At 41.3% G+C, this 23062-nt stretch carries 17 protein-coding genes and 2 pseudogenes; 9 read left to right on the plus strand and 10 right to left on the minus strand.

Annotated features, from left to right (window positions below):
* Positions 1-43 precede the first annotated feature (43 nt).
* Positions 44-568 (minus strand): hypothetical protein, encoded by a 525-nt coding sequence (locus tag ACM0OR_RS09645; protein WP_414576051.1) that lies wholly within the window; start codon positions 566-568, stop codon positions 44-46.
* A 197-nt stretch (positions 569-765) separates the two neighbouring features.
* On the opposite strand from ACM0OR_RS09645, the gene ACM0OR_RS09650 reads away from it, so the two are divergent.
* Positions 766-2769 (plus strand): caspase family protein, encoded by a 2004-nt coding sequence (locus ACM0OR_RS09650; protein WP_414576052.1) that lies wholly within the window; start codon positions 766-768, stop codon positions 2767-2769.
* 79 nt (positions 2770-2848) lie between these two features.
* On the opposite strand, the gene ACM0OR_RS09655 is transcribed toward ACM0OR_RS09650, so the two are convergent.
* On the minus strand, positions 2849-3226 hold the full coding sequence (locus ACM0OR_RS09655) for a Mo-dependent nitrogenase C-terminal domain-containing protein (protein ID WP_323266615.1): 378 nt from the start codon (positions 3224-3226) through the stop codon (positions 2849-2851).
* A 412-nt stretch (positions 3227-3638) separates the two neighbouring features.
* On the opposite strand from ACM0OR_RS09655, the pseudogene ACM0OR_RS09660 reads away from it, so the two are divergent.
* The 3 genes and pseudogenes from ACM0OR_RS09660 to glgA (ACM0OR_RS09670) form a co-directional block, all read left to right on the plus strand.
* Positions 3639-4464, plus strand: a pseudogene (locus tag ACM0OR_RS09660) (SLC13 family permease); the annotation flags it as partial.
* A 229-nt stretch (positions 4465-4693) separates the two neighbouring features.
* On the plus strand, positions 4694-5665 hold the full coding sequence (gene hemC, locus ACM0OR_RS09665) for a hydroxymethylbilane synthase (RefSeq protein ID WP_414576053.1): 972 nt from the start codon (positions 4694-4696) through the stop codon (positions 5663-5665).
* 89 nt (positions 5666-5754) lie between these two features.
* A complete protein-coding gene (gene glgA, locus ACM0OR_RS09670; RefSeq protein WP_414576054.1) occupies positions 5755-7179 on the plus strand; it encodes a glycogen synthase GlgA in 1425 nt (474 codons plus the stop codon).
* Positions 7180-7217: 38 nt separating this feature from the next.
* Here the strand turns inward: glgA (ACM0OR_RS09670) and ACM0OR_RS09675 are convergent.
* Positions 7218-7793: pseudogene (locus ACM0OR_RS09675) on the minus strand (transposase).
* Positions 7794-8072: 279 nt separating this feature from the next.
* On the opposite strand from ACM0OR_RS09675, the gene ACM0OR_RS09680 reads away from it, so the two are divergent.
* On the plus strand, positions 8073-8990 hold the full coding sequence (locus tag ACM0OR_RS09680; protein WP_414576055.1) for a M23 family metallopeptidase: 918 nt from the start codon (positions 8073-8075) through the stop codon (positions 8988-8990).
* 281 nt (positions 8991-9271) lie between these two features.
* Positions 9272-10108, plus strand: a complete 837-nt coding sequence (locus tag ACM0OR_RS09685) for a peptidoglycan-binding protein (RefSeq protein ID WP_414576056.1) — start codon at positions 9272-9274, stop codon at positions 10106-10108.
* Positions 10109-10189: 81 nt separating this feature from the next.
* On the opposite strand, the gene wecB is transcribed toward ACM0OR_RS09685, so the two are convergent.
* Positions 10190-11305, minus strand: coding sequence for a non-hydrolyzing UDP-N-acetylglucosamine 2-epimerase (wecB, locus tag ACM0OR_RS09690; RefSeq protein WP_414576057.1), 1116 nt, complete (start codon positions 11303-11305; stop codon positions 10190-10192).
* A 180-nt stretch (positions 11306-11485) separates the two neighbouring features.
* Positions 11486-11863 (minus strand): hypothetical protein, encoded by a 378-nt coding sequence (locus ACM0OR_RS09695; protein WP_190707897.1) that lies wholly within the window; start codon positions 11861-11863, stop codon positions 11486-11488.
* Between the two features lie 707 nt (positions 11864-12570).
* Here ACM0OR_RS09695 and ACM0OR_RS09700 point away from each other — a divergent pair.
* The 3 genes from ACM0OR_RS09700 to glgA (ACM0OR_RS09710) all read left to right on the plus strand — a co-directional run bounded on the left by ACM0OR_RS09700 (position 12571) and on the right by glgA (ACM0OR_RS09710) (position 16425).
* Positions 12571-13878 (plus strand): type IV pilus twitching motility protein PilT, encoded by a 1308-nt coding sequence (locus ACM0OR_RS09700; protein WP_414576058.1) that lies wholly within the window; start codon positions 12571-12573, stop codon positions 13876-13878.
* Positions 13879-13996: 118 nt separating this feature from the next.
* Entirely contained in the window at positions 13997-14752 is a 756-nt protein-coding gene (locus ACM0OR_RS09705) for a circadian clock KaiB family protein (protein ID WP_414576059.1), read from the plus strand.
* Between the two features lie 194 nt (positions 14753-14946).
* Positions 14947-16425 carry a glycogen synthase GlgA gene (gene glgA, locus ACM0OR_RS09710; protein ID WP_414576060.1) on the plus strand — a complete coding sequence of 493 codons (1479 nt, stop codon included), beginning with the start codon at positions 14947-14949 and terminating at the stop codon, positions 16423-16425.
* A gap of 196 nt (positions 16426-16621) precedes the next feature.
* On the opposite strand, the gene ACM0OR_RS09715 is transcribed toward glgA (ACM0OR_RS09710), so the two are convergent.
* The 5 genes from ACM0OR_RS09715 to ACM0OR_RS09735 form a co-directional block, all read right to left on the minus strand.
* Positions 16622-19318 carry a P-loop ATPase, Sll1717 family gene (locus ACM0OR_RS09715; protein WP_414576061.1) on the minus strand — a complete coding sequence of 899 codons (2697 nt, stop codon included), beginning with the start codon at positions 19316-19318 and terminating at the stop codon, positions 16622-16624.
* A 12-nt stretch (positions 19319-19330) separates the two neighbouring features.
* Positions 19331-19765, minus strand: coding sequence for a hypothetical protein (locus ACM0OR_RS09720; RefSeq protein ID WP_414576062.1), 435 nt, complete (start codon positions 19763-19765; stop codon positions 19331-19333).
* Positions 19766-19934: 169 nt separating this feature from the next.
* A complete protein-coding gene (gene groL, locus ACM0OR_RS09725) occupies positions 19935-21569 on the minus strand; it encodes a chaperonin GroEL (protein WP_190707914.1) in 1635 nt (544 codons plus the stop codon).
* A gap of 107 nt (positions 21570-21676) precedes the next feature.
* Positions 21677-21988: a co-chaperone GroES gene (gene groES / locus ACM0OR_RS09730; RefSeq protein WP_190707916.1), complete on the minus strand. Its 312-nt coding sequence runs from the start codon at positions 21986-21988 to the stop codon at positions 21677-21679.
* A gap of 57 nt (positions 21989-22045) precedes the next feature.
* Positions 22046-22246 carry a hypothetical protein gene (locus ACM0OR_RS09735; RefSeq protein ID WP_414576063.1) on the minus strand — a complete coding sequence of 67 codons (201 nt, stop codon included), beginning with the start codon at positions 22244-22246 and terminating at the stop codon, positions 22046-22048.
* Positions 22247-23062 lie beyond the last annotated feature (816 nt).

A 23062-nucleotide genomic window follows, 5' to 3' on the forward strand; every position in this document is an offset into this window, starting at 1 on the left:
GGTCTAATCTTTCTCCTTTGTCTCCTTTGTCTCCCCTACACCCCTATTCCGTCGGCTTCGTTTCAGGAGTTGCGGGCGTAGCTGTGGGAATAGTCACTGCGGCGGCGGGACTTGGGGTGGTTTGTGTTTCAAAACGTAAGAGCGATCGCGCACTTTTAAAATAAGTCGCCCATCGACGAGGATCGGGACGGGTGCGCCATTGTTTGCGGCTGACTTCTAAAGACAAAATTGGCGCGATCGCACCATAACTTTGTACGGATACGATTACGTAAATATCTGTAGCTAAAATATCTTGGTCAAAGCTGCGTTGTGCTGCTGCTCTAGCCGTCATTTCGGCTCTTCTGAGTATGGCTTCGTAGCCTTCATCTGGTAATCGGTCAATAGTCAAGTCTACTCTGGCGGTGTAAGCTCGCACAATCTGGGGTGAAATGGCTTCTGTGCCTATCCATACAGACACAGGCGACAGGAGCAAAAATATTAACGGAAATGTCCGGATTTTTTTGTCAAATTGGCTAATAACTTTAAAGGGAATGATCGATGATAGTTGGTGAACACTTATTTTGGTCATGACTTTATGGCTCGCTGGCAAAGTTCTATATTTTGAATAAGTCGAGAGTTTTTTCGGTTACTTAGGTAATAAAAGTTACATACAATCTGGTGACTCTCATTGAATCACCCAGACTATAAAACATTAGGTTAGCTTTGTTTTTTCAGCAAAGCCAACCGCAATTTTAGGCAACCACACAACAACCTACAAAGGGCGGGATGGCAAACTACTGGGCGATCGCCATAGGCATCAATCAATATCAGTTATTTCAACCTTTAAGTTGCGCTCAAGCTGATGCTGAGTCACTAAAAGATTTTTTAGTTCAACAAGCAGGTTTTTTACATCAACGATGCTTGCTGATGAGTGACACTTCGCCACCGATTGGCGACAGATCCACTTATCCAACCAAAGAAAATATTCTGTTGCTATTGGAAGATTTAGCAGCTGCTTGTTGGCAACCCCAAGACAATATATGGTTATTTTTTAGCGGTTATGGGGTCAACTACGAAGGCAGAGATTACCTGATGCCTGTAGATGCTGATCCCAAACGCGTCCCAGAGACTGGGATAGAATTGCGATCGCTAATGCAAAGTCTGCAACTAGCTAACCTCAATGTCTTGTTGCTGTTTGATATCAACCGCGCTTTTGGTGCGGGTGGGGATACTCCCGTTGGACAAGAAACCCTAGAACTAGCCCAAGAACTACAACTAGCGACAATTTTTTCTTGCCAACCAGAGCAATTTGCCCAAGAAAGTAGAGAACTCGGTCACGGTATATTTACCGCCGCACTGTTAGCAGCTTTGCGTTCTGGTTATGGTATTAGCCTGGCGGATTTAGAAAAACACCTCAGCATTATCACCCCAGAATTATCTCAACACTACTGGCGACCCACCCAAAACCCAGTCGCAGTCATCCCCTCTACACCGCCGGCAATTTTACCGCCAGTTGAAACTACCACCCATACATTACAATTTAGAGCCGCAATTCCTAGTACATTCATTCCCAATACATTAGAACCCACCGCCGCAGAACCAATTATTTTTCCAGAGGAAAACTTTGCGGTAGCACTCGCATCTCCCCCACCAGGAGAATTCTCTTCCCACACTCTCGCTAATTCATATCCTATGAATATCTGGGGAGAAGCTCAAAGTGCAGAAACGGCTATCAAAGATAGATCCCAGCCGTTATCATTTCCCAACTTGACATTCAATGAACAACAATTTTCTCATCTAGATCCTGACTCTAACACTAGGGAACAATTCTTCACCCAGTCATCCCCACCACTTCCACCCGATGAAGAGATGGGAGGTAGGTTTATTCCCAACAGTCCCCAACCTTATATTTCTCGCCTACCTGAAAATAAACCGGACTCCTCATTGTGGAGACAGTTTATCGTTTGGGGTGGAGGTACGATGCTTGTAGTAACTTTGATTACGGTAGTTCTGCTACGCAATCAAGCCAGAGTATTGCAAGCCAGAGAAATATCCTCTACATCTGCTAATCATGAGACACCAGTTATCAAAACTGCCTCAAATTCCCAGTCTCCTCCCACAATATTGCCCCTCAACCCACCAAAAAACCAATCAACAGCCCAAATTGCGCCAATTTCTGAATCACAAAAACGCAACCAAGCTTTACTAGACCTAGCCAAGAAGTCCCTCAGACAAACGCAAGCTAGCGACCTCAACTTGGCGATTGCTACCGCGAAGAAAATCAAACCCGGTGAACCCCTCTACGACCAAGCCCAGGAAAACATTAAGATTTGGAGTCGGATGATTTTAGATTTAGCCGAAGGTCGGGCTAAACAAAAACAATACAGCAATGCGATCGCAGCTGCACAATTGATCCCCAAAGACGAGACTCTTTACCCCAAAGCCCAAGCAGCAATCACCCAGTGGCGGACAGAAGCTAAACAATATCTAGCCAACACCACCCTTTTAGAAGCCGCCCAGGCCTTAATCAAGTCAGGACAAGCTTCTACTTACAATCGAGCCATTGAAGTTGCCAAAAGAGTACCAAAAGGACAACCCGGTTACTACTTAGCAAAGAAATCTATTAACCAATGGAGCGAAAATATTTTAGATTTGGCGAAAAGCCGCGCCGAACAAGGTAATTTTCCGGCTGCGATTGAAACAGCCACCTTAGTCCCAGAAGTCACATCTGTCCACGAAGATGCTCAAGAAGCCATCCAAAAATGGCAAGCCAGAAAAACTAAAAATTAGCAACAACAAAGAGTTAGAAGCCGTTTAACTTCTAACTCTTTGTACTCCTAACTCTTCACTCAGCACTCTTTACTCAGCACTAACAATACTGCGTTACATCCTCGCCACACTCATCGGCTAGATAGCACATGGCTCGAAAGCGCAAACTCACCACTTCTTCATATAACGGATTGAGCTTGCATAATGGCGGAATATGAAACAAAGTTTTGCCAAATAAATTAATATCGCGTTCAAAGGGACATTGAGAGGGGATCAGTTGACATAGACGGTGCGCGAATTGGCGATCGCTGATTTTAATGCTGTCTAACCACTGGCGTAGGGGTTGGAGAAGATCCCATCCGGCTAAGGAAGTGGAGTTTTGCAACTGCTGGGGATGAACTTTGCTTACTTCTTGTTGATTTATCCAAACCCAGCTTGCAAGAAAAATCTTTTTTGTGGTATTATCAAATACCTTCATGGTTGTGCCTCTGTGTTAATGAGGGTATTCACCTTTCCGATGAATATATACAGCGTCAAAATTACTGAATCGGGAAAACATCGTCCTGAACAAGATACAATAAGGAATCTGACTAGTCACTGAAGTCAGGACATGATCTATTACTACGTCAAGTTAACCGCAATTTTCCCGGAATGACTAGTGTAGCCTTCCAATCTTATTGGTAACTTGACACAGTTTAAATTCTAATAAAGACATCCGTCTTTGGACGGGTTTTCCGGTAATCTTTACAAAACTTAATATACAAATTTTTATCAATAAAGCATATCAGCTATAGAAGCATATAGTTCTATCTTGAGAGAGGCGTAATGGTAATAGCTCAATAAAGAAAGTGAATATCATCCAATTTGAAGTTTATCTTGGTGTTTACCCTTTGAGTTTGGCGCAAGCCTTGAGTTTAAATCCCATTCCTTATTTACTGGCGATCGCAGGTGCAACTAACAACTAACATAGGTTCAGTGGCTACCTTAAGCGGTAATCCTCAAAATATCCTGATTGGCTCATTTTCTGGCATTTCCTACCGAGAATTTCTGCAAGCATTAGCTCCAGTGGCGATCGTCGGCTTGGTAATTCAAGTAGGATTACTGTGGCTACTCTACCCAGACGTGCGCTCATTCAAACCTTGTCAAATCCTACCTACCAGCAAGCAACGAATATTCAAACCTCTATTTAAAAAAACATTAGTCATTACCACCGGCTTACTAATTGCTTTTGCTGTAGGTTTACCCCTAGCACAGTCAGCTTTAATTGCTGCTAGTTTATTGCTAATTACTAGAAGGATTAAACCGCAGCGAATTTTGAAAAAAGTAGATTGGAACTTGTTGGTAATGTTTTCCGGACTGTTTATCTTAACGAAAGCCACACAAAAATTGAACTTACTACAGCCATTTACCCATACAGTTAACTCTGCTGCCAGTTTATTGGGTTTAACGGTTGTTTTATCTAACTTAATTTCTAATGTGCCAGCTGTACTGCTATTACAACCATTAATTACTCAAGATGATACTAAATCTTGGCTGTTGCTGGCTGCCGGTTCAACTTTAGCTGGTAATCTCACTTTATTTGGTGCAGTAGCCAATTTAATTACTGTGGAAGCTGCGGCTGGCTTAGGATACAAACTCACGTTTTGGGAGCATCTCCGTTTTGGCTTGCCACTCACTGTCTTAACTGTCATGATTACTTTTTTGTGGATTAATTAAGCTCTGATTTTGCACCATTCTCAACACAACAAAAACCAGATTGATCAAGCAATAATCAAATGTTTAAGCTTGAATATTTTCCAGAAACCCATTTTTGGACTATTGTTAAAAAATGTAACCAAAAATCAAAATAAACTTCACTAAAATCAGGCGATCGCCATCCGGTAAGTCACCCACTGCGGTAGTCTAGATGAGAGTGAAATGATCGCCTGGTTTGACATATTTTTTTATGACTTCAGTTATTTCGACTGCTAAACGCACAATTCGTATTGGTTCACGCAAAAGTCAACTTGCGCTAGTTCAGACCTATTGGGTAAGAGAGCAACTGCAAAAAAGCTATCCTGACATTGCTTTTGAAGTCCACACCATGTCTACCCAAGGCGACAAAATCCTGGATGTAGCATTAGCCAAAATTGGCGATAAAGGACTATTTACTAAAGAACTGGAAGTGGGAATGATCAATCAAGAGATTGATTTTGCTGTGCATTCCCTCAAGGATTTACCGACTAACTTACCAGAAGGTTTAGCACTAGCAGCGATTACAGAACGAGAAAATCCCGCCGATGCGCTAGTTGTGCATGAAAAATTTAAAGATAAGCAAATTGATACCCTCCCAGTCGGTGCAGTCATTGGTACATCGTCTTTGCGACGTTTGGCGCAATTACGCAACAAATTTCCTCACCTGACATTTAAAGATGTGCGGGGAAATTTGAATACCCGCCTAGCCAAACTTGATGCAGGCGAATATGATGGTTTAATTTTAGCGGCGGCTGGGTTGCAGCGTCTGGGAATGGGCGATCGCGTTCACCAAGTCCTCCCCAAAGAAGTATCGCTCCACGCTGTCGGCCAAGGTGCATTAGGGATAGAATGCCGTGCGGATGATACTGAATTAATCTCACTACTCAAAGCTATTGAACACCCCGAAACCCGCGATCGCTGTTTAGCAGAACGCTCTTTTTTGCGGAGTTTAGAAGGCGGTTGTCAAGTACCAATTGGGGTAAATACAGAGATAAATGGCGATAATTTAACACTCACAGGTGTGGTAGCCAGTATAGACGGTCAAAACCTAGTTAATGATACTGTTAGTGGTGCGGCAAGTGATGCCGAGGCTCTAGGTATAGAACTAGCAACACTTTTGCGTCAACAGGGAGCGCAAGAGATTTTAGAGGTCATCTTTGCAGAGATTCAACGTGGTTCTTAAACGATGATGCTCCGAGATGTGTTTAGATCAATGAGTAATTCGTAATTACTTAACTAAAAATTTTAAGAACCGGGGAAATAAAAACTACCATGCGGATTCTATTTGTAGCAGCAGAAGCAGCACCCGTGGCTAAAGTCGGCGGAATGGGTGATGTTGTTGGAGCTTTACCGAAAATCTTGAGAAAAATGGGGCATGATGTCCGAATATTCCTGCCTCATTACGGCTTTCTCCCAGACAAAATGGAGATTCCCAAAGATCCGATTTGGCGGGGATACGCCATGTTCCAAGATTTTACAGTTCACGAAGCGATTCTGCCTGGTACTGATGTTCCCTTGTACTTATTTGGACATTCTGCCTTCAATACCCGCCGCATTTATGGTGGCGATGATGAAGACTGGCGGTTCACCTTGTTTGCCAATGGTGCAGCTGAATTTTGCTGGAATTACTGGAAACCAGACATTATCCACTGTCACGATTGGCATACAGGGATGATTCCTGTGTGGATGAACCAGTCTCCAGATATCACTACAGTCTTTACAATTCATAACTTGGCATATCAAGGCCCTTGGCGTTGGTATTTAGAGAAAATTACTTGGTGTCCTTGGTATATGCAAGGACACAACACCTTGGCCGCCGCCGTCCAATTTGCTGACAGAGTAAATACAGTCTCTCCCACCTACGCCGAGCAAATCAAGACTCCGGCTTACGGTGAAACTATAGAAGGTTTACTGTCCTTCATCAGTGGTAAATTATCTGGGATTGTGAACGGTATAGACACGGAAGTATACGATCCAGCTACAGATAAATATATAGCTCAAACCTTCACTACTGATACCTTAGACCAACGCAAAGCCAACAAAATATCCTTGCAAGAAGAAGTAGGCTTAGAAGTTAACAAAAATGCCTTTTTAATTGGCATGGTAACGCGGTTAGTCGAGCAAAAAGGCTTAGATTTAGTCATCCAAATGTTAGACCGCTTCATGGCCTATACTGATGCTCAGTTCGTTTTGTTGGGAACAGGCGATCGCTACTATGAAACCCAAATGTGGCAATTAGCCTCGCGCTATCCCGGACGCATGGCCACTTACCTACTATATAACGATCCTCTGTCCCGTCGCATTTACGCCGGTACAGATGCCTTCTTAATGCCTAGCCGTTTTGAACCCTGTGGTATCAGTCAAATGATGGCTTTACGCTACGGTAGCGTCCCCATCGTTCGCCGCACCGGTGGACTAGTTGACACCGTATCCCACCATGACCCCATGAATGATGCTGGTACAGGCTATTGCTTTGACCGCTATGAACCACTAGATTTATTCACCTGTATGATTCGCGCTTGGGAAGGTTTCCGATATAAACCCCAATGGCAAGAACTACAAAAACGTGGCATGAATCAAGACTTCAGCTGGTACAAATCTGGCAAAGAATACGACCGACTATACAGATCAATGTACGGCTTGCCAGAACCTGAAGCAGAGAATCTAGAACCAAAGCTGATATTAACTAATCAATAATTTAGTCAGATCCCCGACTTCTTAAAGAAGTCGGGGATCTAGTCATCTAGCAGCAGTTTCTGGAAACCAAGACTGTTAGGTAGGCTATGATCCACCAAAAATTGCTGATAGGCTGACTCTTCCTGAATCTGCTTCTTAATATACTCTGTCTTGGGTAGTATTCCTGCTCGTAAACCGACATAATCTAAACAACTAGAAAACTCCCATTCTTCAGGTTGCTGTACTAATCCTGCTTTTACTGGATTCAGATGGATGTAATGGGAAAGATTGATCAGATAATCAGTTTGTGAAACATGGAGACTTTGGAAGCGTCCCGAAATAACACTCCAGAACGATTAAACCTTTTTTTTATTAATTGCTTTTGTATAGGCAAGTGAGAGAGATTTCATGGCATCAGAGAGGGTTTCATCTCTGAGGTAAACTAAAAAATGATAATGATTGGGCATTAAACAATAAGCGATAATATCTACCGCATTACTGATGAGATGTTTTCTGACCAATCTGAGAAAATAAATATAATTCTCACGCTCGAAGAAAATATTTTGGCGATTATTCCCCCGATTGTAAACATGATAAAAGTTTCCCATTTGCAGGGAAATGTCGCGTTTTGGCATAGGTGGAAATATAAGGTGTCGCTGTTAGTGTTCCCTTACACGTCATTCAGATGTCATTCAGATCCCCGACTTCTTTGAGAAGTCGGGGATCTTTTTTTTCGCTATTCTTGCACAAATTATCGCTCCCTGACACTTTCTCAGCACAATCTCCGTCTATGTAGTACGCAGCATCCATAAAAGTAATAAATTTTACGGATTTTATCCTGTTATTTCCAGTGTTATCTTGAACAAACGAATATATACAGACTATTTAAACTATATTTGCAAGGATTAACACTTGTGAGAAAAAATACTATCTTACAAGCCTGTACTTATGGCTTGATGGCATTAATATCATTCAGCACTGTACTCATCACCAATAGCACCGCTTTCACTCAAGTCGCAATTCAACAAACACCTCTAACTATTGCTAACTTGATTTGGCCAACAAAAGGATATATTTCTCAAGGCTTCCACAAGTATCGACATGAAGGTATTGATATCGCTGCACCATCTGGAACGCCAATTATGGCGGCGGCGGCGGGAACAGTAGTGAAATCAGGATGGGATGAATGGGGATTAGGTAATGCTATAGAAATTAAACATCATAACGGTAGTGTAACAGTGTACGGTCATAACCGTCGTTTATTAGTCAGCAAAGGTCAACAGGTGAAACAAGGCCAAATTATTGCTGAGATGGGATCTACCGGAAATAGCACTGCACCTCACTTACATTTTGAAATTTATCCCAATGGTCGAGTTGCTGCTGATCCTCAGCATTTACTAGCATCTTCTATCGCTAGCAATATTCCCTCACCACAGAGTTATCCATCTGCGGCTGGCGGTTATCAAGTTAATAAACCCCGACCAATTACTACACCCCCAGTAGCACAAGCCGTTTCACCTTCCCAAGCTATACCAATTCCCGTAACTCTTGCACCTGTGACAGATACCAAATGCAATGGTGTCACAGTCTTACAAGGTGAAACCAAAAATACATTCGTCAAAGTCTGCCAAGAAAACAGTCAGTTATTCTATATTGGTCAGTTAAAACAAGACCCTCAACAACCAGTCAAGATACCAGCTTGGAACATTGGTCAAAATCAATATCAAGCAGATAACGGTAGTTTCTCTTACTTAGTCAGTCCAGACAAAGTAGAAGTGTGGCGTAATGGTAGTCAGATTCGTACCGATGTTTTTTTTACTTTTAATAAATGAAAAAAATAGTTTTTTTGTGATGAGAGGAATTAAGATTTTATGACTTTTGTCTCAATCTAATTAATCTGAAAAAATCCAAGTGTGCAGAGTCCCTCAAGCCAATGATAACACTGAAAATTACTAGCGCGATCGCGAATTGTTTCTGCAAAGATTGTTATAAATTTTCTGATTTCTTGATCATACCAACAATAAAACGCTTTATGATATAGAGTAGTTAAAAATACACAAACTCAATATCGTCTGTACGCTTTTAAACTTTACCAAATATAAGGTGTTCACCAATGGAATATCTCGCTTATTCCTCTATGGTTATTGCCAACGAAGAGGCAAATGGTCAGGCAGAATATATCGACTACGAGTTTCCCAAATTTGATTTAAATTGGCATAAAGTCCTGAAATCTTCGGCTTGGTTGTCTTTAGCAGGCTGCATGGTATTGTTCTCGGCTATTACTCAAACACCAGCAGCTTTAGCCGCCTATGTCAGAACTAATGGCACTTGTCTCAATGTGCGTGTAGATCCCAACCCCAAATCGAAAGTTGTCGATTGTTTACCTAACGGTACTCAAATTGCAACCACTGGGACAGTAAATGGTTTTGCTCGCCTATCTACCAACAGATATGTATCTGCAAACTGGGTGAGTAGTATGTCTACCACTTCTACGACTAGTCCGACCAAACCGATGAATCGTGCCGGGGTTGGTGGACGTGTCATCCTCACTGTTGGCTCTAGAGGTCAAGCTGTGTCAGAAGTGCAGAAAGTTCTAGGGATTAATGCTACAGGTTATTATGGGCCTGTAACTGCTCGACGAGTTAGGGAGTTTCAAGCCAATAATAAATTGCGTGTAGATGGCATAGTCGGACCTCAAACACGCAGTGCTTTATTTAGAACCGCTTCGACACCTACTACAACTATTACACCGACTGGCGGCCCTATAACGCTGAGTCTTGGCTCTAAAGGTCAGGCTGTATCAGAAGTGCAGAAAGTTCTCGGAATTGAACCCACTGGTTATTACGGCCCTGTGACTACTCGGCGAGTCAGGGAATTTCAAGCCAATAACAACTTGCGTGTAGATGGCGTAGTTGGCCCTCAAACTCGCAGTGCATTATTAAGAGGATAGTTAAGGAAGGCAGAATACAATAAGATACAGTTCTTAGCGTTATGGGTGAATAGAGACGTTGCATTGCAACGTCTTAAGTTTTTAGCCCAACCCAAAGTATTTTTGAACAATCTGCAAGATGTATTCTGCTGCATGACCATCCCCAAAGGGATTAATAGCGTTAGCCATCGTTTCATACGCTACTGGGTTACTCAGTAACTCATCGGCAGCAGATGCAATGCTATCACTAGCAGTCCCGACCAGTTTTGCTGTACCCGCAGCCACAGCTTCTGGTCTTTCAGTCGTTTCTCTGAGAACTAAGACTGGTTTTCCTAGACTGGGTGCTTCTTCTTGTAAACCACCGGAGTCAGTCAGTAGAAAATGCGATCGCCCAATTGCTCCTACTAATTCCGCATAATCTAGAGGTTCTGTTAAAAACACTCGCGGATGATTCCCCAATAATGCTTGCAAAGGTTCTCTCACAGTAGGGTTGCGGTGTAAGGGTAACAGCAAAGCCGTATCGGGAAACTTATTTAAGATTTGTAAAAAACCTTGGGCGATCGCTTGTAATGGTTCTCCCCAATTCTCTCGGCGATGCACAGTAGCCAGCAAAGTACGGTAGGAATCCCAATCTAAACCAGGCACATTACAAGCCGGTTGAGTCGCAGCCACATTTAACAGCGCATCAATAACTGTATTCCCCGTCAAATGAATTTCACCCAAAACCCCAGAACGCTCTAAGTTTTCCACAGCCAACGCAGTCGGCGCAAAGTGTAACTGGGTGAGTTGCGAAATTAACCGCCGATTAGCTTCCTCTGGGTAAGGATTAAATAAATCATCAGTTCTTAAGCCTGCTTCGACATGACCAACAGGTATTTTTTGATAAAACGCTGCTAAAGTTGCGGCAAAAGCCGTAGTCGTGTCACCTTGTACTATGACTAAATCTGGCTTATTTTCCAGGAATAACTTTTCTAAACCTCGCAAACTGCGGCAAGTGATATCACTTAGAGATTGTTGAGGCTGCATAATCTCTAAATCATAATCTGCCTTCAAGTTGAACAACTGCATCACTTGTTCAACCATCTCCCGATGCTGTCCAGTTAAAATCACCCGCAAATCAAAGTCAGGCGATTTCTGGAAAACCTGAATCACCGGAGCTAACTTAATCGCCTCTGGACGTGTTCCTAAGATAATGTAAATAGATTTTTGATTAGTCATTAGTCATTAGTCATTAGTTATTAGTTAATAATCATTAGTCAATAATCATTAGTCAATAATCATTAGTCAATAGTTATTTCCCTGTCACCTGTCCCCTGTCCCCTATCCCCTAATTCCCTCCAAACACGAAAAAACCCGGCTGAACCGGGCAGATGCTTTTGGTCGAATTTTTCAGGATGACTATAGTTTGGAATCACAAGTTAGTGGGCAAGCTGCATATACAGTGGTCTGCATCTGCTCTGCTTCTCCTCCGTGCAACCAGCTTAACCATTGAATTTCTTTTGGATGTACACCCTTAAAGGTCAGCACACCTGCCGCAATCAATACAGCCATGACATTCAACATAATCAAGCCGCCTGCAACAAGTAAAACTGCGCTAACAGGCATTACAGATTGCAGCACAATTGACAACAAACATCCGACAGTAGCCATCAACACAACTAATGGAAATCCGACAACCAACAAGCATACTGCCAATGTAAAAGTCCATATCAAAAAACTTTTAATCATCAACAAGGAGTAGGTCTTTCCGAGATTAGAACTCTGAGCCAAAACCATAACGTTTCCTCCTAAGTACACAGCAAAATTTATTTTCAGTAATATCTCGCTTTTGGCAAGCAACTGAATGATTCAATGAAGTTTCAGTATATAAAACCAGTCCGAGAAAATGAGCGTTTATTTATTAAACTTTACAATTAATTTTTTGCAACTATGAATGTAAATTTAAGTTCACATTTCATCATAAATCTCGCTTTCGATATCTGTCTTGAGGAATAGTGGACAAAAGTCATTTGACCAAAAAGTTTGATTCCAACTCTTGAGTTAGATTTTGCTTAACATTTCTTATGAAAAATGCCGATGCTTCTCATAATTCTCTCAGGTCGCTCAACAAATTATCTACAGATGATTCTGCTGTTAATTGCTAGTTACTTATAGTCGCCATAGATAAAGTCCTCTCATTTAAGATTCATATTCCTAATTCACATCAATTTTTTTGCGTAAAAAAATACTTTACTTTAACAATACATTTACTGAGGTTTTTTAGGAAACTCTTAGGATAAACCAGTTTAGATAGGAGGTTACAATTTTTTCTTTTATAAATTAACGTCATAAGTTATACAAATATCCTAGACGAGATGTAACGGAATATTACTAAAAGCTGCCAATTAATCAGAAACCTAAAATTGGCTTACTGAGAAGCTTCAGAACGTTTTACCTCGTCTTTTTCTTCATTGAATAGTTCAACTGCGAGATATTAAAGATATATGACAGAATCACAGCATCCAGCGAATCCCAATCCTGTTGTTGCTCGGAATGTGCCACCAGCACCGCCACTACCGCCACCACCACCTACAGTCATGACGCAACGCCAACATACACAAACTTTGGATATGTCGTCAGTTAATAGAAGTGCTGGACAAGCTGTACCACCACCCCCAAGTCCTGCACCTGCGGCGGCTCATCGTCCTGGAACGCCGCCACCAATGCCTGTTGCTAGTAGTGCTACCACTTCGGGGCTAACTTTAGCGGAAATTATTAAAGAAGCCTTTGATAATGGATATTCTGATATTCACTTGGGAGTAGGTGAAATACCTCGCTTCCGTAGCCGAGGAGAAATTAGCCCAACTGATTATCCAGAAACCGACAAACCAACTTTCATGAGTTGGTTACGAGAGATCATAACTGAGCCGGAAATTCAACGATTTCAAGAACACTTGGAATTTGATGGTGCTACCCAATATGAATTTGCCCGTGTACGGATTAACGTCTTTGACTCTCTCAAAGGCCATGCAATGGTGCTACGGTTGATTCCTTTAAAAATCCTATCTATTGATCAGTTGAGATTACCCCCCATATTTCGAGATATTTGTCATTATCACAAAGGCTTAATTTTGGTGACTGGGCCTACTGGTTCAGGTAAATCGACAACGATGGCAGCTATGATTGATTACATCAATAGGGAAATGCCTAAACACATTATTACTATTGAAGACCCAGTAGAATTTGTGCATCAAAGCCGTAAGTCTTTAGTTAAGCAACGGGAAGTAGGAATGCACACCCGAAAATTCGACAATGCTTTAAAAGCAGCCTTGCGGGAAGATCCAGATTTAATTCTGGTAGGTGAAATGCGGGACAAAGAAACAGTCAACACAGCCTTAAAAGCGGCTCAGACTGGTCACTTGGTGATGGGAACGCTACACACCAATAGTGCAGTAAAAACTATTGAACGGATTTTGAACCTGTACTCAGGTGAAGAACAAGATGCTATGCGAGTAGCACTGGCTGAATCTTTAGTAGCAGTTATTGCCCAAGGTTTGTGTCGGACAACCGACGGTAAGCGGGCAGCTTTCCATGATGTCCTGATTAATACAGAGGCAGTCAAAGAATGGGTCAAAGATGGTAAGTATGATGAAATTACCGAATTGATGAAGCAAGCTGGTTTTGACGGTATGATTACGATGAATCAGTCATTGCTCAACCTCTATCAAGAGGGTCGCATCACTGAAGAAACAGCCTTAGAAATGTCGCCAACACCTAACGAAATGGCTCAATTCCTTCGAGGACGAGTCTAAGAGAGTAGCGGTGTAGGGGTGTAAGGGTATAAGGGTGTATAAGAAAGAAATTTTACCCCAATGCCCCATACCCCATGCCCTATGCCCCATGCCCAGTTCCGAGAACTAACTAATTAACTTGACTACAGATACACTATTTCAACCTCAGTTATTTAAGGGAATTGCCCTATTTACACCGGGAGGAGATTTAATTTACTGCATCGACTCAAACAAGCAAGGTCGATGGCATTCTCATTTATGTACTGCTTTACAGGAAATTCTCGACTTACCAGAACCGCCCCACTTTCTAGTTCCTTGTTATACAGCCACAATTGACCACTGGTTAGATCCGCAAACGCAGCAGGTGAAAACCTTTGCGGAAGCTTACCCCGTAGTAATGAAACATCAGGCTGTACTAAATGCGATTTTTGATACAGGTGACTTGGTTTGGCAACCTGCACCTTGGCAAGATGGGTTGTGCGATCGCATGGTATTGTCCACTTATCGCGCTGCATTTCCCCAACTCTGGGAAGACCACGACTTAATTATCAATTTAGACCTTTCCGAACCAGTCCCAAGATATCATCCATCAGCTAAGGCAGTACAAAAAGCCCAAATCAAAACTTATGTTCTGCGTTTGTTCGTCGCCGGACACAGTGCTAACACAGAGCGTATTCTCAAGAATTTACATGAACAATTAGAGCGATCGCTAGGATATCCTTACACAATGAAAGTGATTGATGTCTTAACTAATCCAGAACAAGCAGAAATCGATCAAGTATCCGCCACCCCAACCCTAGTCAAAGTTTGGCCTCACCCAATTCGCCGTCTAGTTGGTGACTTAGATAACGCAGAAAAAATACTCCAAATGCTAGGAGCAAAAGATAAACTCTAATTGGCTCTCCCTGCGTACCTCCGCGTTTAAATTACCACTCTCAATAAGTCAAGAAATCTTGAACATCCGCGAGCTAAATCCAGTTTTCCGGTAAATATTAGCATCTATCATTCAAACACTCGCTTGTCAATGAGTACATCTTGCATATACTGAGATGTATAGTAAGATAAACTTTTGTAAAGCGAGGACTACGGATGTACATCGTACAGATTGCCTCGGAATGCGCTCCTGTAATTAAGGCAGGAGGTTTAGGGGATGTCGTTTACGGTTTGAGTCGAGAATTAGACATTCGGGGCAATTGCGTCGAACTGATTTTACCCAAGTATGATTGTATGCGCTACGACCATATTTGGGGGCTACATGAGGCTTACTTAAACTTGTCTGTGCCTTGGTATGGTGGGGCTATTCACTGCACCGTGTATTGTGGTTGGGTACATGGGCGAGTCTGTTTCTTCATCGAACCCCACTCTGAAGACAACTTCTTCAATCGCGGTTGCTATTACGGTTGTGATGATGACGATATGCGCTTTGCCTTCTTCAGCAAAGCCGCTTTAGAATTTCTCCATCAAAGCAATAAGCGTCCTGGTATTATCCATTGCCATGATTGGCAAACAGGGTTAGTTCCCGTCATGCTCTATGAGATTTACAAATATCATGGCATGGATCATCAACGAGTTTGCTACACCATCCACAACTTTAAGCATCAAGGAATTGGTGGTGTCAAAACTCTCTGGGCTACAGGTTTAAATCGAGAGTCCTATTACTTCCAATCCGACAAGTTGCAAGACGACTTTAACCCCTTCGCTTTGAACTATATGAAAGGGGGAATTGTTTACTCAAATGCAGTCACCACAGTTTCGCCTAACCATGCTTTAGAGGCTCAACATACAGAAGTTGGCTGTGGTTTAGGTCATACTTTGCATTTGCACCGAGAAAAATTTAAAGGGGTGCTGAACGGTATAGATTACGATTTTTGGAATCCAGAAATTGACCGTTACATATCCCACAACTATAACGAAGATGATTTTGAACAAAAACTATATAACAAAAAAGCTTTGCGCGAGCAACTATTGCTCCGCCCCTCTGATAAACCAATCATCGCCTACATCGGAAGATTAGATCATCAAAAAGGTGTGCATCTTGTCCACCATGCAATTTATCATGCTTTGAATAAAGAAGCACAATTTGTATTACTAGGTTCTGCAACAGAAGCGGGAATCAACGCTCATTTCCGCCATGAAAAAGAATTTTTGAATAATAACCCAGATGTACATTTAGAACTGGGCTTTAATGAAGAACTATCTCACCTCATTTATGCAGGGGCAGATATGATTGTTGTCCCCAGCAATTATGAACCCTGTGGTTTAACTCAAATGATTGGTTTGAAGTATGGTACTGTCCCCATTGTGCGCGGTGTCGGCGGACTAGTGAATACAGTATTTGACCGAGACTACGACCAAAATCTCCCACCAGAAAAACGCAATGGTTATGTGTTTTATCAGACAGATAACCAGGCTTTAGAATCAGCCATGAATCGGGCAATTGATTTGTGGTATAAGTCCCCTGAAGAGTTTCAAAAACTAGCGATTCAGGGTATGAAGTATGACTACTCTTGGAATCAACCAGGGGAAGAATACTTAGAGATTTACGACTGGATTAAATACAAATGGTAGTTTAATCCTCATAGAAAAGTAGCTGTTTTTACTCAGCTACTTTTTTCATTTTAAAAAGTGCGTAGGTGTAGCCATCGTAGACATCACTCTATTTAAAACAGCGACATCATATTAATTGATGGCGAATCAAATCTTTCTCAAACCGTAAACCTGCAAGAATTTATAGACAACCAGAAATATAAAGTTAAAAATATTTTTATAATCCTCCTCTACGATCCATTCCAAAGCCATAGGCATAAATATCAGCAACCTTATAGCGTTCCTCTTTTTCGCGCCATTCAATAATACCAATCTCACTTAAAAAAGAAGCAAACTCTTCAAATTCTGCTATATCATGTGCTGATTCCTGCCATATTTTTTGTAATGGTTCTTTCTCTAAAAAAGCTGATACGTTTTTGAGAGAATCAAAAAATTTAATTAAATCAGGATATTCCTCTTTAATTTCTTCGCAGCGTTTTTCTGATGCTTTTTTCAAGCCAAATTCCAGAGAATTCCCTTGGAGTAATCGGTCTGTACGCAGTTTAATTGATGATTTTCCTTTATAAGTTAATTCTTGTTCTTTTGCTCCTTTGAGTAATATACTTAAACTTCTAGGAAAAGTAGTACCACTTGAATCTGTTAATCGTTCATAAACCCATCGAGATACATTTTTAGCTCTATTTCCACCTCTGCGACGACTTCCCCACAGTAACTCTAATGCTTTATCAATCGCTTCCTCGCTAGCTTGATCAATACTTTCAATAGGAATAGGAGCAACTCGATCAACTAATTTTTTGAAAGGTTCAGATTGTATTGCTTGACGAAGTGCTAACCGTAAAAAATCAATCTTAGCCCATTGTAAGATAATATCCCGGCCAGTAAAATGACTTTTATTGTCAAAACTTAAACGATTCCATATATCTTCTCTCAAGAAAATTTTAAATCTAATTTCTGTTAATCTGTTAGCATCACAAGATTGAACTAATTGAAATAAGCCAGTGAGTGCTTGCTGTCTTACTCCTCCTACTTCAGGAAAATCTTCATCTAAATCATCGTAAAGAAACCACAATTTTTGAGAATTATTTTTAGCTTCTTCATTAAGAAGAATGTTGATGGCATCTTTGACTATGAGACGTAGTTCAAAATTAGTGGATAATTCTAACAAAGCTTGAGTGCATTCAGACTGCCATGTTCCTCTAGGTAAATTATTGATAATTTGTTTCAGTTCACTAAATTTTTCACCTTTCTTACCTCTAGGAAACTTAAATAAATTTTCCTGATGACATCTAAGTAATAAATAAGCCCTCCAGAAAGCTTCCCATGTTCCACTTTTTGGCTGCAAATTCTGATGGATAAATTGGAATTCCTCACGAGATGGGCGACTTTCTTGAAATCTCCCATGCGCTGACACAAATATAGTACTATCTAACCGTCCATGAGCTAGTTTTTGAGCGAGATTTTTGTGTTTTAAAACAAGCCAATACAAAGCAGTTTTACCTGTTCCTTTTCGTCCTCTAATTAAGCAGGTTGTATCGTCTAAAAATCTTTCAAAATCAGTTGTACGCTGAAATAGTAAGCTTAAATCCTGTCTTTGATCGGCAGCATTTACTTCAGGAAATTGCAGAGTTTCAATGATTTCCCAGCGTTTCTCTGAATTAGTTAAAATATTTTTGCGTTCGATTTCATCAGTTTCTTCATCAATCAAGTTAGCAATTTTATTATAGTAATCTAGAAAAGCTGGTACAGGATAATTATCAGCTACAGCAATGGGCGTAAAGTAAGGAATTACTAATGGTTCTTCTATTAAATTTTGATGATTTTCTAAATCAGACTCATCCTCATCCGTTTCATAATGTTCATTTAGTTCTGTCTTTATTTTGTTGAGTAATGATTTCCAAATATTAATTATTTTTGATGAAACAGCTTTATGATCACTGTCAAGTACAGGAGAAAAAACAAAATTAATTGATAAATCCTTAAGGCTTTGAAGTGATTGCAAAAGTACTTCTATTCCTTGTTTATTTTGTTCATTAGGGAAAAGAAAGATAATTGCTTCATCAGCCGCTTGGATTAATGATAAAGCTCCCCATTGATTAATTCCAGTTCTCGAATCAATTAAGAGTATATCAGGTTTCAATTGTTCGTAAATTTCTCGCTTGAAAATAGACCAAAGATTTTGATCTCCATCAATAACAGTATTAGCATGAAGATCATCAACTTTCGAGACATAATCAAGATTAAGATAGCCAGCAGGAACAACAAATAATCGTCCTATGGCGTTAGTTATTCTCACTTCTCCAAATATTTCAGCAATTGAAATACTTGGTTCTACTCCTGCTGGTAGGTAGGAACGTTCATAAAAATAGTCAACAATTCCATACTTGGGTTGTGGTTTGAGGTTGAATGCTGTACTCAATCCAGGTGCTTCTAAATCTAAATCCACAACTACAACTTTACGACCACGCATTGCTAAAATCCAAGCAACATGAGTTAATGCTGTAGTACGTCCTACTCCTCCTTTAAAGGAATAAAAAGTTACGGTTCTGGGTAAACTGGGTTCATGCTGGGGAAGTTGAGGTTGATTTTGCGGATTAGCTGCTTGAATTGCTAAATCTTGCCAAGTTTTTACTGAAGCTGTATTAAAAGCCTGTGGTGCTGAAAGATTTAGTGAATCTGCTTCTTGAGGAGTATATAGGGAAATAAACCCAGGAGATAAATGAGGAACTTGTGATTTAAATAAATTATAAATTTGTTCTTTGCGTTGAGGAATAGATAAATTAATAAATTCTTCACTCACAATCGTCAAATTCAATAAACCTGATGTAGAAATATTTAAATCAATCCATTCTTGTGAATTATGCACATACTGGTTTGTAATTTCCTGCTTTAGCAAAATCTGCCAATTTTCCTGCATTTAACCACCTCTTTAAAGTTGAGTAGTTTGCTTCTGTAACCACCCGTTGAGACTCAGATAGGCTTTTAACCAGCGTTTGTAACTTTCATCATCAGGCTCAAGGCCAGAATAACGCATATCTATAAAATTTTGACTATTTGGATTTTCCACTTCATCAAGCCACTTTCGCACTGCAGGAAAATTAGCAATTCTAGATTTAAGTCGATTGTGCCGGTTTAATGCTTCTATGTAACTATGTCCAGGATTAGTAATAGTATGCCCAGGATTAGTAGAATCTGTCTTCCATTCCTGAGTTGCACCCTTTGGTAATGTAGCAAAAATCATTGCTTTTAATAAACACTCAATAGTTACACCTCCAAAGTGCATAGCTGCTACTTTCCTTCCAGTCTGACATAGTGTTTCAGTATCAAGGTGCCGGTGCATAAAAGCGGCTTGGTAATCTTCCATACTTAGTAAACTTAGAGTGCAAACTTGATCAGTATATTATTAAATAGCAATTCCTTTAACATTATTAATTCGTTATTTTCTCGTTTAAAAAACCTGAATTTTGACACAAAAAAATAGCCGCCTCCACAAAGGAAGCAGCTGTTTTTTTAACTTATGTGACTACAGAATATTAGTAATCGAAGTCACCGCCGCCAGCACCAGCCGCAGCAGGTGCGCCATCTTTTGGTTCTGGCTTGTCAACAACGATGCACTCGGTTGTCAACACCATTCCAGCGATAGAAGCAGCGTTTTGCAGAGCAGAACGAGTTACTTTCGCGGGGTCAACAATACCAGCATCGAACATATCTACGAATTCGTTGGTTGCAGCATTGAAACCAACATTGAATGCTTTTTCTTTGACACGTTCAGCAATAACAGCACCATTCTGACCTGCATTTTCAGCAATTCTCTTCAGAGGTGCGGGTAATGCACGAGCGACAATCAAAGCACCAGTCAACTCTTCATCTTTGAGGTTGCTGTTAGCCCAAGCTTCTAAGTCTGGGGTGAGGTGAGCATAAGTTGTACCACCACCAGGAACGATACCTTCTTCAACAGCAGCCTTGGTTGCGTTGATAGCATCTTCTAGGCGGAGCTTCTTGTCTTTCATTTCGGTTTCGGTAGCTGCGCCTACTTTCACCACAGCTACACCACCAGAGAGTTTAGCCAAACGCTCTTGGAGTTTTTCTTTGTCGTAGGAAGATTCGGTTTCTTCCAGTTGACGACGAATTTGTTCAACACGAGCCTTAACAGCAACGTCGTTACCTTCAGCCACAATTGTGGTGCTGTCTTTGGTAATGGTGACGCGGCGAGCTTTACCCAGGCTTTCTAGCTTGGTGTTGTCCAGCTTCAGACCAGCATCTTCGGTGATTAATTGACCGCCGGTGAGGATGGCGATATCTTCTAGCATAGCCTTGCGGCGATCGCCAAAACCAGGAGCTTTTACAGCCGCAACGTTGAGTACACCGCGTAGACGGTTAACTACTAGGGTTGCTAAAGCTTCTTTTTCGATATCTTCAGCGATAATCACCAGGGGACGACCGGCGCGAGCTACTTGCTCTAGAACGGGTACTAAATCTTGTACCAGAGCAATTTTCTTATCTGTCAACAACAGGTAAGGCTCATCGAAAATCGCTTCCATCCGTTCTGGGTCGGTAGCGAAGTAGGGGGAAATATAGCCTTTGTCAAAGCGCATCCCTTCGGTAATTTCCAGTTCGGTAGTTACTGACTTACCTTCTTCTAGAGAGATAACGCCTTCCTTACCTACTTTGTCCATTGCTTGGGCAATCATCTGACCGACTTCATCGTCGTTACCGGCAGAGATTGACCCAACTTGCGCGATCGCTTTAGAATCTTCTACAGGGCGAGCGTGTTCTTTAATTTTTTCTACCAAGAAGTTGGTAGCTTTATCAATACCGCGCTTCAATAGAATTGCGTTAGCACCTGCTGCTACGTTCCGCAAACCTTCTTTAACAATGGCATGAGCCAATACAGTCGCGGTGGTTGTACCATCGCCTGCTGCGTCGTTAGTTTTAGATGCAGCTTGACGAATCAAAGCAACACCAGTGTTTTCAATATGATCTTCTAATTCGATTTCTTTAGCGATGGTGACACCATCGTTAACGATTTGGGGCGCGCCAAATTTCTTTTCTAGAACTACGTTACGACCTTTGGGGCCAAGGGTAACAGCTACAGCCTCAGCTAGAATGTCAATACCACGCTCTAAGGCGCGACGGGCGTTTTCGTTGTAAATAATGCGCTTTGCCATAGGTGTCTCAATCTCAGGAAGTTATGTCAAATTGGTCTGGAATAATTGATTGGAGGTTGGGCATTGGGCATTGGTTTTGATTCTTATGACCTATGCGCCATTCCCAATTAGTTCACGACTGCTAAAATGTCTTTTTCAGAAAGCAGTACGTATTCTTCAGTTCCGAGCTTGACATCTGTGCCAGCGTACTTGGAGTACAGCACTTTATCGCCAACTTTTACTTCCAATTCTTGACGGCTACCGTCGTCATTACGCTTGCCAGGTCCAAGGGCGACTACTTCACCTACTTGGGGCTTTTCTTTCGCGGTGTCGGGTAAATAAAGACCACCTGCGGTTTTTTCTTCAGACGCGCTCACTTTTACGAAAACGCGATCGCCTAAAGGTTTTACTGTGGATACACTTAGAGATACAGCTGCCATATTTTTTATTTCTCCAGAGTTAGCACTCTCAACTCCTGAGTGCTAATCTATCGAAAACTACCCCCCAATGGCAATGTTTTCAGGTGTACGGGTTTCCGAACTAGGTAGGAGAGGAGGTGACAGGTGACAGGTGACAGGTGACAGATGACTAGGGTAGATAATATTTCCTATCCCTAAATGCCCAATTACGTTAGCGGAGCGGGACGTTAGTCCATTACGTAAAGCCTGCGGCATAGCTGCGCTTAGAGCGTAGCCCATTACGAATTACGTTAGCGTTCACGGAGTGTCTGTCTCCGACACGCTGCGCGTTGGCGTAGCCTCTCGGAGAGAACGTAGAGAAGTCCATTACAAATTATCAGTCCCCGTATATACACTCCGTATTAATTCCGTAAGTAAAAATCCTTAATTATTAGTATTTTTCAGGTTCTTTTCCATAAGTTACGAATATTTTTATATGGTCAACTTTATTTGCAAAGTGGGGAAATTAGTATAGAACAGTAATCAGCGAACCGCTTGATGAGTAACAATACAGTGACCTGGTGCAACAAAATACAAGTTTTTTACTTGCGAGTTTGTTGTTCTAGATAGATAATAGTTGTCTACCCGGATAGTGTCTGGTATCGCCAAGCAAACCCGGAGGTTATTGAGCGGATCGTCCAAGAACACTTGATAGGCATAATGGTGGTGAAAGAATATGCGTTTTTAACCCATCCTTTGCCAACAACTCCCCTACTTACTTGTAAACATCTTAAGATTAAGGCTGAACATCGGCAGGGTATTGTAGAGTAGTAAGCCAATGGAAGTGCGGGTTGTTTGACACCTAGGGTCATCATAAGCCAACACTTACTGAGTGAACTAGTGTGAACTAGAAAGATTATTATTTAATCAGTGTTTTTTCACCCGCCACTTTCAAAGGGATATATAATAGCGCATTATAAATACTACTGCTCTACGTATCCTTACTGGAATATTGCTAATGAGCTAGCAGTCTTACAGAAAGTGGAAACTAATTGTGAGACTTCAAGTTAAGCAAGGGTAAGTTAAGTGGGAAAAATGACAACATCTCAACAATCC

The organism is Anabaena sp. CCY 9402-a (assembly GCF_963920945.1).
GTDB lineage: Bacteria > Cyanobacteriota > Cyanobacteriia > Cyanobacteriales > Nostocaceae > Trichormus > Trichormus minutissimus.